The 16145-nt window shown below is 69.5% G+C and carries 11 protein-coding genes; 8 read left to right on the plus strand and 3 right to left on the minus strand.

What is annotated here, in order from left to right; translation table 11 throughout:
• Positions 1–362: 362 nt before the first annotated feature.
• The 4 genes from L0M17_RS22725 (at position 363) to L0M17_RS13860 (ending at position 6340) form a co-directional block, all read left to right on the plus strand.
• Positions 363–983, plus strand: coding sequence for a TetR/AcrR family transcriptional regulator (locus L0M17_RS22725; protein WP_241054633.1), 621 nt, complete (start codon positions 363–365; stop codon positions 981–983).
• A 56-nt stretch (positions 984–1039) separates the two neighbouring features.
• Positions 1040–3688, plus strand: coding sequence for an MMPL family transporter (locus L0M17_RS13850; protein ID WP_241054635.1), 2649 nt, complete (start codon positions 1040–1042; stop codon positions 3686–3688).
• A gap of 109 nt (positions 3689–3797) precedes the next feature.
• On the plus strand, positions 3798–4418 hold the full coding sequence (locus L0M17_RS13855) for a Maf family protein (protein ID WP_241056451.1): 621 nt from the start codon (positions 3798–3800) through the stop codon (positions 4416–4418).
• 80 nt (positions 4419–4498) lie between these two features.
• Positions 4499–6340: an acetyl/propionyl/methylcrotonyl-CoA carboxylase subunit alpha gene (locus L0M17_RS13860; RefSeq protein ID WP_372498022.1), complete on the plus strand. Its 1842-nt coding sequence runs from the start codon at positions 4499–4501 to the stop codon at positions 6338–6340.
• Between the two features lie 136 nt (positions 6341–6476).
• Here L0M17_RS13860 and L0M17_RS13865 read toward each other — a convergent pair whose 3' ends face one another.
• On the minus strand, positions 6477–7892 hold the full coding sequence (locus L0M17_RS13865; protein ID WP_241054640.1) for an MFS transporter: 1416 nt from the start codon (positions 7890–7892) through the stop codon (positions 6477–6479).
• A 262-nt stretch (positions 7893–8154) separates the two neighbouring features.
• Between L0M17_RS13865 and L0M17_RS13870 the strand changes: the two genes are divergently transcribed.
• The 3 genes from L0M17_RS13870 to L0M17_RS13880 are packed head-to-tail and all read left to right on the plus strand — an operon-like array spanning position 8155 to position 13251.
• Positions 8155–9573 (plus strand): MFS transporter, encoded by a 1419-nt coding sequence (locus L0M17_RS13870; protein ID WP_241054642.1) that lies wholly within the window; start codon positions 8155–8157, stop codon positions 9571–9573.
• A 1-nt stretch (position 9574) separates the two neighbouring features.
• On the plus strand, positions 9575–11689 hold the full coding sequence (locus L0M17_RS13875; RefSeq protein WP_241054644.1) for a molybdopterin oxidoreductase family protein: 2115 nt from the start codon (positions 9575–9577) through the stop codon (positions 11687–11689).
• Positions 11686–13251 (plus strand): FAD-dependent oxidoreductase, encoded by a 1566-nt coding sequence (locus L0M17_RS13880; protein ID WP_241054646.1) that lies wholly within the window; start codon positions 11686–11688, stop codon positions 13249–13251. Before L0M17_RS13875 ends, L0M17_RS13880 begins: the two co-directional genes overlap by 4 nt.
• Before the next feature lie 14 nt (positions 13252–13265).
• Here L0M17_RS13880 and L0M17_RS13885 read toward each other — a convergent pair whose 3' ends face one another.
• Both L0M17_RS13885 and L0M17_RS13890 read right to left on the minus strand, forming a co-directional pair.
• Positions 13266–13739: a hemerythrin domain-containing protein gene (locus tag L0M17_RS13885; RefSeq protein WP_241054648.1), complete on the minus strand. Its 474-nt coding sequence runs from the start codon at positions 13737–13739 to the stop codon at positions 13266–13268.
• 69 nt (positions 13740–13808) lie between these two features.
• The gene (locus L0M17_RS13890; protein WP_241054651.1) at positions 13809–15218 is read right to left on the minus strand and encodes an NAD(P)H-quinone dehydrogenase; all 1410 of its coding nucleotides are present in this window, start codon (positions 15216–15218) and stop codon (positions 13809–13811) included.
• Between the two features lie 122 nt (positions 15219–15340).
• On the opposite strand from L0M17_RS13890, the gene L0M17_RS13895 reads away from it, so the two are divergent.
• On the plus strand, positions 15341–16144 hold the full coding sequence (locus L0M17_RS13895) for a purine-nucleoside phosphorylase (RefSeq protein ID WP_241054653.1): 804 nt from the start codon (positions 15341–15343) through the stop codon (positions 16142–16144).
• Position 16145 lies beyond the last annotated feature (1 nt).

Here is a 16145-nt window from a genome sequence, read left to right on the forward strand (position 1 = left end):
CACTTCTCGAACGACGAGTGGCCACCTCCCGAACGACGAGGGGCCACCTGTCGAACGACGAGGGGCCACCTCCCGAACAACGAGTGGCCACCACCCGAACAACGAGTGGCCACCTCTCGAACGACGAGGAGTCAGTTCTGGCCGTTGGGCCGCGTCATTAACAGGCGCGGCCCAACGGCCCTTTTCATTGCTCGAAGTGGCCACTCGTTAGCCCAAAAGTGGCCACGCGTGCGCCCAAAAGTGGCGGCTCGTCGCGGGGGAAGTGGCCACTCGTCGCGGGGGAAGTGGCCACTCGTCGGGGGAAGGCGAGAGCCCGAATCTCAAATTTGCACAGAGTGCAAACTTGCACTTAGTGTAATGGGGTGACATCTTCCCTCGAGACCCCCTCCCGCCGCGAGCTCAACAAGGCCGCGACGAGGCAGTCGATCATCGTCGCCGCCATGCAGCTCGCTGAGAAGCGCGGGATCGGCGGCTTCACGGTCGAAGAGATCGCCGAAGCGGTGGGAATCTCCCGCCGCACATTCTTCAACTACTTCTCGAGCGCCGAGGAAGCCATCGCCGCGCCGACCTATGGCTTCCTCGACGCCGCCCTCGAGCGCTTCCGCGAGCGCCCCAAGGGCGAGCCACTCCTCGAGTCGGTCATCCAGATCCTGCTGGCCATCGCGGACAACGAGTTCATCGAGCCGATGGCCCAGTCGTTCCTCGTCTCGCACGGCAACGAGCCCGCGGTCCGGTACCAGCTGCAGGCCTTCGACGAGTGCAGCGACAAGATCGTCGCCGCAATCCGCGAGCGCGAAGGCGGCTCCCTCGACGAGGTCTACGTCCACGCTCTGGCCGGTTCGGTCATGTCCTGCGGCAAGGCCGCTCTCGAGGTATGGCTTGCCGAGCGCCGCGGTGACCTCTCGCCGTCGTCCCTCGACCGCCTCCGCGAGCTGCTCATGGCCTCGTTCGCGCATCTCAAGTCCGGCTTTGCCGCCCGCTGAGCCGCGGCCCCATCCCCCTTAAAACCCCTCCCGCAAACCCCTCCCGAGAAGGCATCATGGCTACTCTCCTCTATCGCCTCGGCCGGTTCGCCTACGACCGCCGCTGGCTCGTCGTCTCGCTCTGGTTCGCTGTGCTGCTCGCCGTGGGCGGATCGGCGGCCGCGTTCCACGGGGCGTTGAGCAACTCGTTCCAGATCCCCGGCACCGAGACGCAGCGCATGCTCGACAAGCTCCAGAGCGACCTGCCCTCCTCCGCGGGTGGCAGCGCGACGATCGTGTTCGAATCGCCCAATGCCTCGTTCACCGCGGACCAGAAGCAAGGCATCGCCGACGCCCTGAACAAGATCAAGGGCCTCGACGGAGTCCAGAACGTCACCAACCCGTTCGCCACGCAAGCCCAGCTCGACAATGCGACATCGCAGCTTGCCAACGGCCAGAAGCAGATCGCTGCCGCCGAAGCCCAGCTCGCCGCGGGACAGCAGCAGCTTTCCGCGACGGCGCAGCAGCTGACGTCCGCCAAGGACCAGCTCGACGCCGGCCAGGCGCAGCTCGACGCCGAGAAGCAGTCGCTCGCGGCCCAGGGCCTGTCGCAGGCCGCGATTGCTCAGGCCACCTCGACCGCCCAAGCCAGCCTCGACGCTGGGCGATCCCAGCTCGCGTCCGGACAAGCCCAGTACGACGCAGGCAAGAAGAAGGCGGACGACGGCGCAGCGCAGCTCGCGGAGCAGAAGGCGAACCTCGCGCTCGGCGAGCGGCAGGCACAGGCCTCGCAGGGGCTCCGGTTCGTCTCGACGGACGGCAAGGCCGCCATCGCGACGATCCAGTTCACGAAGTCCACCGACGCGCTCCCGAGCAGCCTCCGGGAAGAGGTCCAAAGCCTTTCCGCCCAGGTCCCGGGGGTCAACGCCTACGCGAGCAAGGAACTGACCCAGGACATTTCCCAGCTCTTCGGCACGTCTGAGGCGACCGGCGTCATCATCGCCGCGATTGTGCTGCTCGTCATGCTCGGCACGTTCGTCGCCGCGGGCCTGCCGCTGCTCATGGCGCTCATCGGCGTGGGCGTAGGGGTCGGCGGGACGTTCGCGCTGACGGGCGTGGTCCAGATGAGCTCGACCACGCCGATGCTCGGCCTCATGCTCGGCCTCGCCGTCGGCATCGACTACTCGCTCTTCATCGTCAACCGGCACCGCACCCAGCTCCTTCGGGGCATGCCGTCCAGGGAGTCGATCGCCCTCGCGATCGGAACTTCCGGCAATGCCGTCCTGTTCGCCGGCATCACGGTCATCATCGCCCTCGCGGCCCTCGTGGTCCCCGGGCTGCCGTTCCTGAGCGTCATGGGCATCGCGGCCGCCGCGACTGTCGCCGTGTCCGTCCTCGTGGCCGTGACGTTGCTCCCAGCGGTCCTCGGTTTCGCCGGACGGCGCATCATCTCGAAGCGACGCTGGGCGAAGGCCGAGGCGGAGAACGCCCGGTTCCGCCACGCCGACGACAGCACTGCGAACGAAAGGACAGCGGCAAGGATCGCCGAGGAGGAGCGCATCGATGTGGCGAAGTCCCAGCGTGGCTGGGGCGGTTGGGTCACGCGGCACCCGTGGATCGCGCTCGTCGCGTCGATCGTGGTCCTCGGTGCCCTCGCGCTTCCAGCTGCACAGCTCCGCCTCGCCCTCCCGGACGGCGGGTCCGAGCCGGTCGATTCAAGCGCCTACAAGGCGTACGACGCAACGGGCAAGTACTTCGGCCAAGGCATGACCGGACCCATCATCGTGGTGGGCGAGCTGCCTGCGGGCCTCGACGCGACGGCCGCCAAGACGAAGGAATACGACGTCGCCGACCAGCTGCGCTCGGTCGCCAACGTCACCGCAGCCGTCCCGGTCGCCCTCAGCGAGAATCGCCAGACAGCCGTCTTCCAAGTCATCCCGACGGACGGCCCGGCGAGCGCGAGCACGGTGCAAGTGGTCAGCGACCTGCGGGCCAAGGGCGCGCAGATCAAGTCGCAGACGGGCGTCACCATCGGCCTCACGGGCCAGACGGCCGCCAACGTCGACGTCTCCTCGAAGCTCGCCGACGCCCTCCCGCCGTACCTCGCGATCGTCGTCGGACTCTCCCTCGTGCTCCTGCTCCTGGTGTTCCGCTCGCTCCTCGTCCCGTTGCTCGCAACCGGAGGCTTCCTGCTCTCCCTCGGCGCAGCGTTCGGAGCCGTCGTGGCGGTCTACCAATGGGGCTGGCTCGGGCCGGTGTTCGACGTCACGCATCCGGGCGCGGTGCTGAGCTTCCTGCCGATCCTGCTCATCGGCATCCTGTTCGGCCTCGCGATGGACTACCAGGTGTTCATCACCTCGGGCATCCGCGAGGCGTTCGTCCACGGGCAGGAGGCGCACCTCGCCGTGCGGACGGGTTTCCGGCACGCGGCGCGCGTCGTGACTGCGGCCGCCGTCATCATGGTGAGCGTGTTCGCGGGCTTCATCTTCAGCCACGTCACGATGATCCGGCCTCTGGGCTTTGCCCTTGCCCTCGGCGTGCTGCTGGATGCGTTCGTGGTCCGCATGACCCTCGTCCCCGCCGTCATGCGCCTCATCGGGCGGGGCGCCTGGTGGCTGCCGCGGTGGCTTGCGCGGCTCCTGCCTGATCTCGACATCGAGGGCGCGAAGCTCGAGCGGACGACGGCGGAGAGCACTCCGCGCGAGACCGCTGGCGCTGCGCTGTAGGCAGTCCCGAACGCCCGAAGGCACCAACAGGGCTAGGCTGGGCGGCGTGAGTACCACGCCGCCCAGCCTTCCGCCGTCTCCGGAGCGGTCAGACCCGGAGCAAGCCCCTCTGGTCCTCGCCTCCAAGTCGCCCGCGCGCACCAAGCTCCTGACCGAGGCAGGGATCCCGCACCGGATCGTCGTCTCGGCGGTCGACGAGGTAGCGGTCGCGGATGCACACCCCGAGGCCGCTCCGGGCGAGATGGCTCTCCTGCTGGCCCGCGCCAAAGCCGAGGCCGTCGCGACGCTCCCCGAGGCTGCGGGCGCGCTCGTGCTGGGCTGCGACTCGGTCTTCGAGTTCGACGGCGAGGCGCTCGGCAAGCCGTACACGGCCGAGGTCGCGATCGAGCGTCTGAAGGCAATGAGCGGTCGCACCGGCATCCTGCACACCGGGCACTGGCTTGTGGACTGCCGTGACGGGATCCTCTCGGACGATGGGGAGCTCTCCTCCGCGATCGTCGAGTTCACGGAGATGTCCGACGACGAGATCGCGGCGTACGTTGCAACCGGCGAGCCGCTGCACTGCGCGGGCTCGTTCACGATCGACGGGTTCGGCGGTGCGTTCCTCGCCCGCGTCGAGGGCGACCCGCACACCGTGATCGGCCTCTCGGTCTCGACGCTCCGCTCCCTCCTGGCGCGCGCCGGAGTCTCGCTGACCGACTTCTGGCGACCCGCCGTCGTCGCCCGCTGACTGCCCGCTCCGCCGCTGGGCAAGAATTTGTAGGACCTCCACAAAGGATCGCCGTCTCCCCCGCCGAATGCGCCATCAATATGGGCGATTCCACCAAAGGAGCGCTAGGCTCACGGGGAGCACAGAACGGAGAAACCTTGTCCCCCAACGCTGGAAGCAGCCCCATCACCAAGGTCCTCATCGCGAACCGCGGCGAGATCGCCGTGCGCGTCATCCGCGCCGCCCGCGACGAGGGCATCGCGTCCGTGGCCGTCTACGCGGACCCGGACCGGGACGCGCTGCACGTGCGTCTCGCCGACGAGGCGTTCGCGCTGGGCGGGACGACGGCTGCCGAGTCGTACCTCGTGATGGACAAGATCCTCGAGGCGGCCAGCGCCTCGGGCGCCGATGCGATCCACCCGGGCTATGGCTTCCTCTCGGAGAACGCCGAGTTTGCGCGCCGCGTCATCGACGCGGGCCTCACGTGGGTCGGCCCCTCCCCCGACGCGATCGCGGCGCTGGGCGACAAGGTGCGCGCGCGGCACATCGCGGAGAAGGTGGGCGCACCGCTCGTCCCGGGCACGAAGGACCCCGTCAGCTCGGCCGACGAGGTGCTCGCCTTCGCGCGCGAGTACGGCCTGCCCGTGGCGATCAAGGCGGCCTACGGCGGCGGCGGCCGCGGAATCAAGGTCGCCCGCAGCATCGAGGAGATCCCCCACCTCTACGAATCCGCCGTCCGCGAGGCGACGGCGGCGTTCGGGCGGGGCGAATGCTTCATCGAGCGCTTCCTCGACTCCCCGCGACACGTGGAGACCCAGTGCCTCGCGGACGCACACGGCAACGTCGTCGTCGTCTCGACCCGCGACTGCTCGCTCCAGCGCCGCAACCAGAAGCTTGTCGAGGAGGCGCCCGCGCCGTTCCTCAGCGAGGAGCAGACCAAGCGCCTCTACGAATCCTCGAAGGCCATCCTCAAGGAGGCCGGGTACCTCGGCGCGGGCACGTGCGAGTTCCTCGTCGGCCAGGACGGCACGATCAGCTTCCTCGAGGTCAACACGCGGCTCCAGGTGGAGCACTGCGTGTCCGAGGAGGTCACCGGGCTCGACCTCGTGCGCGAACAGTTCCGCCTCGCCCGCGGCGAGGACCTCGGCTACGACGACCCCGAGATCCGCGGGCACTCGTTCGAATTCCGGATCAACGGCGAGGACCCGGGCCGGAACTTCATGCCGGCGCCCGGAACGGTAGAGACGCTCAAGTACCCGGCGGGGCCGGGCATCCGCGTGGACTCCGGAATCGAGGCTGGCGAGGTCATCAGCGGCAACTTCGACTCGATGCTCGCGAAGCTCGTCGTAAGCGGGGCAACGCGGCAGCAGGCGCTCGAGCGCTCTCGCCGCGCGCTCGACGAACTGGTGATCACGGGCATGCCTACGGTCGTCCCGTTCCACGCCGCCGTCGTCCGCGACCCCGCCTTCGCGCCGGCTTCTGGCCCGTTCAAGGTGCACACGCGGTGGATCGAGACCGAGTTCGAGAACAACATCCCGGCTTGGTCCGGTACGCCCGGCGTCGCGGCGGACGACGCCGGAGAGCGGCAGAGCGTCGTCGTCGAGGTGGGCGGCAAGCGGCTTGAGGTGACGATCCCCGCGGGCCTCGGCGGTGTTGCAAAGGCCGGGAAGTCCAAGTCCAAGAAGGCCCGCTCGGCGCGCGGAGGTTCGGCCGCCGCTGCGGCGAGCGGTGACGCCCTCACGGCCCCCATGCAGGGAACAATCGTCAAGGTCGCCGTCGCGAACGGTGAGCAGGTCGCGGAGGGTGATCTCGTCGTCGTCCTCGAGGCCATGAAGATGGAGCAGCCGCTCACGGCGCACCGCTCGGGAACCATCCACGGTCTCACCGCCGAGCCGGGGCAGACCGTATCGGCGGGATCGGTCATCGCAACGATCGAGGATTGACCACTCCCCGAGCGAGAACTGGCCACTCGTCAGAAGAGAAGTGGCCACTCGTCGTAAGAGAAGTGGCCACTCGTCGGAACACCGACGAGTGGTCACTTTCGTACCGACGAGTGGCCAGATCTTTGCCGACGTGTGGTCAGGCCGAGATGTTGTCCTCGAAGTTGCGGTCCTTCGTCTCACGGGTGAGCAGCAGGGCCACGAGGGTGAGCACCGCGGCGACCGCGAGGTACACGCCCACGAGCACGGTGCTGCCCTTGCCGGCCTGCCACAGCGCGATCGCGACGAACGACGCCGGAGCGGCGCCAATCACCGAGGACAGGTTGTAGGCGATCGCCGAGCCCGTGTAGCGGACGTTGGCCGGGAAGAGCTCCGGCAGAATGGTCGCCATCGGACCGAACGTCGCACCCATGAGCGTGAAGCCGACGATGAGGCCGACCATGGCCGCGGCCGTGCCGGGACCGAACATGAGGCCCCACAGAAGGCCGAACGCGAGAATGCCGACGGTCACCCAGATGAGAAACTTCCGGCGCCCGTACTTCTCGGCAAGCGGCCCGGACACCACGGTGAACACGCCGAAGAACACGACGCCGATGATGAGCATCCAGAGGAACAGCCCGCGGTCGATCCCGAGTCCGGGCACGAACGTCGACGGGTTGAACTTCTGGCCCGCCTTCTCGGCCGCCGCCCGGGCCACCTCGAGCTTGTTCGTCGCCGTGGCGTAGGTGAGCGTGAAGCTCGTGGTGAGGTAGAAGAGCACGTAGGTCGCGAGCATGATGAACGTTCCCGCGATGACCGCACGCCAGTGGTGCTTGAACGTTGCAGCGAGCGGAACCTTGGCGACCTTGTCCTCGTCGATGACCTTCTGGAACGAGGTGCTCTCGACAAGCTTGAGCCGGACATACAGGCCGATCGCCACCATGACGATGCTGAACAGGAACGGGATCCGCCAGCCGAAGTCCTCGAACTGCTTCGCGCTGAGGAAGGTGTTCATCACCACGTACATCGTGTTCGCGATGATGAAGCCGATCGGTGCGCCGAGCTGCGGGAACGTGCCCCACACGGCGCGCTTGTTGGCGGGCGCGTTCTCCGTCGCCAGCAGCGCAGCGCCGGACCACTCGCCACCGAGAGCGAGGCCCTGGAGGAAGCGGAGGACGACGAGCAGCAGCGGGGCGAGGACCATCCACCCCGGGGTCGTCGCCGGAGGGAGGATGCCGACGAAGAACGTCGCGAGGCCCATGGTCAGCAGCGAGGCGACGAGAGTGCCCTTGCGGCCGAGCTTGTCGCCGAAGTGGCCGAAGATGATCGAGCCGACGGGGCGGGCGACGAACGCAACGCCGAAGATCGCGAAGGAACTCAGGATGGCGTTGATGTCCGACGCGCTGGGGAAGAAGAGTTTCGGGAAGACGAGAACCGACGCCGTCGCGTACGCGTAGAAGTCGAAGAACTCGATCGTCGTCCCGATGAGGCTCGAGAAGATCACGCGCCCTCGGGTGTTCGCGCCGTTCCCTGTGCTCTGCGGCTTCGCTGCTTCGGCGACCGCTCGTGTGGCCATGATGCTCAGTGCCTTTCACAAAATGCTGGACCCAGGCTGAAAACTGGGTCCGAAATCTCAGTACGCCTGATCCTATGAACCACGTCCGATTATCGGACAGTTGGTCCGAATAATGAGACGCGGCGAGCGCCCACGGGCCTCACCACGCTCGGCGGCGAGTTGAGAGGCCGATGTCACGGACCGTTTACGGCCCGCGACCCTCGCGGAAACGCGGCTTTCCTAGCGTGGGACCAGATCCCCCACGCAGATTCCAGGAGGGCCCATGAGCACCGAACCCCAGACAGCGGCAACCGCCCAGCAGGTGAGCCTCGACTTCCGCGCCGGGCGCTGGATCGAGCACTGGAACCCCGAAGACTCCGGTCAGTGGGAGGGCGAAGGCCGTGCCATCGCCAAGCGCAACCTCTCGTGGTCTATCTTTGCCGAGTTCCTCGGCTTCGTCGTGTGGCAGCTCTGGTCGATCGTCGTGGTCCAGCTCCCCGCGGCCGGCTTCAGGTTCGACACGTCCCAGACGTTCTGGCTCATCTCGATGCCGAGCCTCGTCGGCGCGACGCTCCGGATTCCGTACACCTTCACGGTCTCCCGCTTCGGCGGCCGCAACTGGACGGTCGTCTCCGCGCTCCTTCTCCTGATTCCCGCGCTCGGCCTCGCCGCCTGCGTCGCGAACCCCTCGACGCCGTTCTGGCTCATGCTCCTCGTCGCGGGCCTCGCGGGCTTCGGCGGCGGCAACTTCGCAAGCTCGATGGCCAACATCACGTTCTTCTACCCCGCGAAGGAGAAGGGCTGGGCCCTCGGCCTCAACGCGGCGGGCGGCAACCTGGGTGCTGCGATCTCGCAGCTCGCCGTACCGCTCGTGGTGAGCCTGACCGCCGTCGCCCTGACCGGGGGGACGGGCAGCCATGGGAACGGCGGGACGCTCGCAATGGCCGGGCTCATGTGGGTTCCGCTCATCCTCATCGCCGCTTTCGGGGCGTGGCGGAACATGAACAACCTCTCGAACGCCAAGGGCGACCTCGCCGGCTCGCTCGCGGCCCTCAAGGAACCGCACCTCTGGATCGTCGCGTTCCTCTACATCGGCACGTTCGGTTCGTTCATCGGCTTCGGCGGCGTCTTCCCGAAGCTCATCCACGACATCTTCCCGGCGTACTCCGCCTTCGCCCTCGGCCCAGCGGCACTTTCGCTCGCCTTCCTCGGCCCCCTCGTCGGCTCACTGTCGCGGCCCTACGGCGGCAAGCTCGCGGACCGCTTCGGAGGCGCGCGCATCACCGTCACGTCGTTCGCCGTCATGGCGGTGGCGACCCTGGCCCTCATCGCGACGCTTCCTCTCAAGAGCTTCTGGCTGTTCCTGGCCCTCTTCCTCGTGCTGTTCGCCGCGAGCGGGGTCGGCAACGGATCGACCTATCGTATGATCCCGGTGATCTTCGCCCGGGCGAGCCGTTCCGCGCGCTCCGGCGCTGCGCCGTCGTACACGGCACGCCTCTCTTCGGCGGCCCTCGGCCTGATCTCGGCGATCGGAGCGTACGGCGGCTTCGTGATCCCGCAGCTGCTCGGCGCCTCGAGCAGCGCGACCGGCTCCTACGTTCCCGCGTTCTTCGGCTTCGTCGGAACCTACGCGCTCATGCTGATCGTCTCGTGGGCCTGCTACTTGCGCCGCGGAAGCGCCGTGGCCCGGACGGGCGCCTAGCATGACTGTCCCGACGTCGACCCACTGCCCCTACTGCGCCCTGCAGTGCGGAATGTCCCTCGCTCCCAGCCAGGAGGGGCCCGCGTCCGTCGAGGTATCCGGTCGCGACTTCCCGACGAGCCGCGGCGGCCTGTGCCGCAAGGGCTGGACTGCCGCCGAGCTGTTGCGGCACCCCGAGCGGGTCACCGAGCCGCTGGTCCGGGACGAAGGCGGCACGCTTCGGACCGCGAGCTGGGACGAGGCGCTCGGACGGATTGCGGCGGCGGTCCGCCGCGTCCAGGCCGCGCATGGGCCGGACGCCGTTGGGATCTTCGGCGGGGGCGGGCTCACCAACGAGAAGGCGTACCTGCTCGGCAAGTTCGCACGGGTCGCGCTCGGGACGTCGCGCATCGACTACAACGGCCGGTTCTGCATGTCTTCGGCGGCCGCCGCGGGGAACCGCGCCTTCGGTATCGACCGCGGCCTTCCGTTCCCGCTCACCGACCTCGACGACGCCGACACCGTCCTCCTGCTCGGCTCCAACGTGGCCGAGACGATGCCGCCGTTCGTCCAGCACCTCGAGGCGGCGCGTGCGGCAGGCGGGCTCGTCGTCGTCGACCCTCGGCGCTCCGCAACCGCACAGCTCACGGACGACGGCGCCGGAAGCCACCTCGCGCCGGCTCCGCACACCGACCTGATCCTGCTCCTGGGCCTTGCGCACGTCGTCGTGAACGACAGCCTGCTCGACTCGCGCTACCTTGCGGAGCGGACTCGGGGGCTCGAGGCCGTCATCCTCTCGGTTGCCCCGTGGTGGCCGGAGCGGGTGCAGGGGGCCACCGGCGTCCCCGCGGACCTCATCCGAGCGACAGCTCGACGCCTCGCGGAGTCCGCGCGGACAGGCTCCTGCTACATCCTCACCGGGCGCGGCGTCGAACAGCACGCCGACGGCACGGACACGGTGACGGCCGCGATCAACCTCGCGCTCCTGCTGGGCCTCCCCGGGTCGGCGCGCGGGGGCTACGGCACGCTCACCGGCCAGGGCAACGGGCAGGGCGGCCGGGAACACGGCCAGAAGGCCGACCAGCTCCCCGGCTACCGCAAGATCACGGACCCGGCGGCCCGCGTCCACCTTGCGGGCGTATGGGGCGTGCCCGAGGCGAGCATCCCCGGCCCGGGGCTCCCCGCCGTCGAGCTCCTGCGCACCCTGGGGACGGACGACGGCGTGCGGGCGCTGCTCGTGCACGGCGCCAACGTCGTGGTCTCCGCCCCGGACGCCTCCATGGTCCGCGAAGGACTGCGCCGTCTCGATTTCCTCGCCGTGTGCGACTTCTTCCTCTCGGAGACGGCGCGCGAGGCGGACGTCGTCCTGCCCGTCCTGCAGTGGGCCGAGGAGGAAGGCACGATGACCAACCTCGAGGGCCGCGTGCTCCGCCGGCGCCGGGCCGTCGAGCCGCCGCCGGGGGCGCGGTCCGAGCTCTGGATCCTGAACCGCCTCGCCGCGCTGCTCGACGCGCCGTCATCCTTCCCCACGGACCCCGAGAGCGTCTTCGAAGAGCTGCGGGCGGCCTCCTCGGGCGGCCTCGCGGACTATTCGGGGATCTCGTACCCCATGCTCGACGCGGGCGAGGAAGCGTATTGGCCGTACCCGCACGGCTCACGCGGAACGCCGCGGCTGTTCCGGGAAGGCTTCGCGCACGACGACGGGCGCGCCCGGCTGGTCGCCGTACGCGCCTCCGCTCCCAGCTGGACCTCAACTCCTGAGGAGTTCCAGCTCGCGACGGGACGGCTGCTCGAGCATTACCAGTCCGGGGCCCAGACGCGTCGGGTTGCCGCGCTCACCGATGCGCAGCCCGAGCCACGCCTGCAGATCCACCCCGCCTCCGCCGCCCGGCTGCGGATCGAGGACAGCGGGTGGGTCCGGGTGACGCGCCCGGGGTCTGACGTACCCGAGGTCCTGTGCCGGGCTGAGCTGAGCACGGGCATCAGGCCCGACACCGTGTTCCTCCCGTTCCACTTTCCAGGCCTCTCCGCGGCCAACCAGGTCACAGAGGCGCGCACCGACCCGATCTCCGGGATGCCCGAATTCAAGACGACCCGAGTCCTCGTCCGGGCCGCCGCAGGAGAGGAACGCCCGTGACTCCAGCCCACAGCGCGCCCGAGCGCATCGTCGTCGTCGGCTTCGGGCCCGTCGCGGCGCGGTTCGTCGATGAGCTGCGGCCCGCAGCGGCGGCCGGAGTCGCTGAGGTGACCGTCATCGGTGACGAGGAGCAGCCGGCGTACAACCGGGTCCTCGTCGCGGATCTCGGCGTCGGGAGGACGGCGCTCGCGTCGATGCGGCTTGCGGACCCCGACGACCTCGCGTCGCACGGGATCCGGGCTGTCCTCGGCACCCACGTCGCGCGGATCGACAGGAGTCGGAGGCTCGTGCACACCGCGGAGGGCGGCCCATTCCCCTATGACCGGCTCGTCCTCGCAACCGGGGCCCGCGCGGCGATCCCCAACCTCACCGGCCTCAACCCCGATCCCCTTCATCCCGTCCTCCCCCACGGGGTGACGGCCCTGCGTGACCTCGCCGACGCCGAGCGGCTCTCGGCTGCCGTGCGCGGACGCAAGCGGATCGTCGTCCTCGGCGGCGGGGTGCTGGGCCTCGAGGCGGCCCTCGCGGCCTCGGAAGAGGGCGCGACCGTGACGGTCGTGCATCACGGCGCGCGGCCCCTCGGCCGCCAGATCGACCCCGGTGGCGGGGCGACGCTCGCCGCAGTCCTGCGTGCCGGAGGCCTGCGGCTCGCCCCGAATGCCCGCGCAACAGGCATCGAAACAGACGACGACGGCGCGTTCCGGGCGCTCCTGCTCGAGGACGGGTCGGCGATCGACGGCGACCTGCTCGTCCTCGCGTGCGGCGCCCGGCCCCGGCGAGAGCTCGCGGAGGGGGCGGGACTCGGCACGGACGCCGGAATCCTCGTGGACCACCGGCTCGCGGCCCTCCATACGGAGCATGTGTTCGCCATCGGTGACTGCGCCGAGGTCCGGTGCGCCGACGCGACCTGTGAAGAGTGCGCGCGAGGGGACGGGCCGAGCGGACTCATCGCTCCGGGCTGGCGCCAGGCCGACTGGCTCGCTGCCTCCTTCCGCTCGCGGCTCCTCGGCGAGCCCGCCCCCGCGCCCTTGCCCGAGGAACGGCCGGGCGTCATCCTGCTCAAGGCGCGTGGGGTCAACCTCGCGCTCGCGGGGAACGTGCAGCGGGAGCCTTGGGAGTCGGTCGCCTGGGACGCGGACGACGGCGGGCGGTCGCCCATCGACGTCTCCCTCTGGGCGGACCCGGCCCACGGACGCTACGTGAAGATGTGCACCCGCAAGGGGGTCCTCGAGGGGTTCATCGCCCTCGGCATGCCGCGCGCTGCCGCGGAGCTGACGCTCCTGTTCGGAAGCGGAGCCGAGCTACCCGCCGATCGCTCGGTGCTGCTCCGGCTCGACGGCCCCGAGAGCTCCCTCGGGGCGCCCGGCTCGTCCGCAGGGCCGGAGTCGACGCTCTGTCGGTGCGCGGGAGTGAGCAGGGGGACCGTCCAGGAAGCCGTGCTCGGCGGGTGCTCGACGGTCGAGGAGGTCTCGAAGTCGACACGCGCGGGAACCGGCTGCGGAGGCTGCCGCGACTCCGTGCGCGAGCTCATCGAGCAGCACTTCGCCGTGGCCGCCGCCTAGCGCCGGAAGGGCAACTAGGCCACCCCCACGACCTCCTCGAGGCCCTCGACCGCCTCCGAGAAGGCGGACCCCGGGGCGTCGGCGAGCGCGGGGAACAAGAGTGCGTCCTCCTTGTCGGCGTGCAGCGCGAAAGCCCTCACGATCGCCTGCCCGACTGCCGCCGAGCGGACGCCGTCCGAGACGCGCAGCTCCTCGACGAGTGCGGCGAGCGCTTCGTGGTCGTGCCGCAGGCCCTCGACGAGAAGCTGCGCCTCGACGACGCCGGCCGCGACGGGGTAGATCCTGTCCTCCTCGGCGACGCAGTGCGGCACGAGATCGTCCGTGCACCACTCGATGAGGTTGCCCTTCTCGTCGTACACGGTCCCGCTGTCCCCCGCTTCGACGGCGGCCGTGAGGGCTTGGGAGAGCGCGGACGCGCGATCGACCATGTCAGCGTGGTGGTTCCGGACGGCGGTCAGCGCCTGCCCATCGGAGAGGTGAGATGCCATGGCGCCATCATCACCCGGCTTCGGCGGGACCCTCAAGGCTTGAGTCCATCGAGCCCTGAACGTCTCAGGTCACATGTGCACGTGGAGCCGACGCGCCGCCTCGGAGATCGAGCCCGAGAGCGAGGGGTAGACGGCGTAGGTTCCGGCGACGTCGTCGACGTGGAGCTTCTGCTCGACGGCGAGGGCGAGGGCGAAGATGAGCTCCGAGGCGTTTGAGCCCATGACGACGGCGCCGATCACCGTGCCGGTGCCCTTGCGGGCGATGATCTTCACGAATCCGTCGGTCGTGTTGCGCATCTTGGCGCGCGCGTTGCTCTTGAGCCGCAGGGTCACGACGTCGCCCGCGACCTTGCCGCTCGCGACGTCCGCCTCCGAGACGCCCACCGAGGCGATTTCGGGCGACGTGAAGATGTTCGACGCGACGTAGTTGAGGTTGAGCGGCGTCGTCTGGTCGCCGAGGAAGTGTGCGACCGCGATCCGCCCCTGCATCGCCGCAACCGAGGCAAGGGCGAGGACGCCCGTGCAGTCGCCCGCGGCGTAGACGTTGATCGCCGTCGTGCGGGAGACGCCGTCGACCTTGATGTGGCCGCTCTCCGACAGGGCGATGCCGGCCTCCTCGAGCCCGATGTCCGCCGTGTTGGGGATCGAGCCGACGCACACGAGGCAATGTGATCCGGTCACCTTGGTGCCGTCCCCGAGGACGACGGCGACGCCGTCGCCCGTGCGCTCGACGGCGGCCGCGCGGGAGCGCGAGAGGACGTTGACGCCTCGCCGCGCGAAGACCTTCTCGAGCAGCTCGGCCGCGTCCTCGTCTGAGCCGGGGAGCACGCGGTCGCGCGAGGAGACGAGCGTGACCTTCGCCCCGAGCCCGTTGTAGGCGGAGGCGAACTCGGCTCCGGTCACGCCCGAGCCGACGACGATGAGGTGCTCGGGGATCTCCTCGAGCGTGTAGATCTGAGTCCAGTTGAGGATCCGCTCGCCGTCGTAGCGGGCGGTCGGCAGCTCGCGGGGGTGGGCGCCGACGGCGAGGATCACCGCGTCCGCCTCGATGCGCTCGACGCCGTCCTCGGTTGAGACCTCGATGGTGTGCTGCTCGACCAGGCGCCCCTCACCCATGACAAGGCGGACCCCGAGCTGCTCGAGACCGGCCCGGATGTCCTCTGACTGCTGGTGGGCGAGCCCGAGCAGACGGGCGTTGACCGCGCGGATGTCTGCGCGCTTGATGGCCTCGCCCTCGTGCTCTCCGAAGCGGACGCCAAGGGCCGTGGCTTCCTCGACGCGCGTCATGAGATCGGAGGTTGCGATGAGGGTCTTGGACGGCACGACGTCCGTCAGCACTGCCGAGCCGCCGAGCCCGGCGCGCTCGACGACGGTCACTCGCGCTCCGAGGGAGGCCGCAACGGAGGCAGCTTCGTAACCGCCGGGCCCGCCTCCCAGGATGGCGATATGGGGCACGCTGAAGTCGGGGTTCATCGTCACGGATATCCATTCTGCCTGCCTGCCTCCCGCTCCACCACCGTCTACAGCACAGATGCGCGTGATGTGGCCCACGGCTCCGCGTGAGACGTGCCTCGCCCGCTCGCCGTTGGTAGGTTCTACCTGTGACGACTTCCGAGCCCTTCGAGCTGGCCCAAGCCGCCGCGGGCTATATCGCCGAGGCCACCGGCGTGGGCTCGCACGACATCGCGCTCGTCCTCGGCTCAGGCTGGAGCGGTGCGGCGGACCTCATCGGCGACGTCACTGCGACCCTGCCCTCGAACGAGGTCCCGGGCTTCTCGGCCCCTGCCGTGGTCGGGCACGTCGGCACCATCCGCTCGATCCTCCTCCCGAACGGGAAGCGGGCCCTCGTCCTGGGCGCGCGAACGCATTATTACGAGGGCAAGGGCGTGCGCTCAGTGGTCCACGGCGTACGCACAGCGGCAGCGGCGGGCTGCTCCGTCGTCGTCCTCACCAACGGCTGCGGCGGCCTCAACCCCGCGTGGCGGCCCGGAACACCCGTCCTGATCAGCGACCACATCAACCTCACGGCCGCCTCTCCCCTCGAGGGGGCGACGTTCGTGGACCTCACGGACCTGTATTCGCCCCGCCTCCGCGAACTGGCGCGCGAAATCGATCCCTCCCTCGACGAAGGCGTGTACGCACAGTTTCCGGGCCCTCATTACGAGACCCCTGCCGAAGTGCAGTACGCGCACCGAATCGGCGCCGACCTGATCGGCATGTCCACCGCGCTCGAGGCCATCGCCGCACGTCAGGCCGGCATGGAGGTCTTCGGGATCTCGCTCGTGACGAACCTCGCCGCCGGCATCAGCCCCACCCCACTGAGTCACGAGGAAGTGCTCGAAGCCGGCGAGGCCGCCGGTCCCCGCATCTCACGGCTTCTGGCCGACGTCATCGCGAAGATCTGAA

The sequence above is a fragment of the Sinomonas terrae genome, from assembly GCF_022539255.1.
Taxonomy (GTDB): Bacteria; Actinomycetota; Actinomycetes; order Actinomycetales; family Micrococcaceae; genus Sinomonas; species Sinomonas terrae.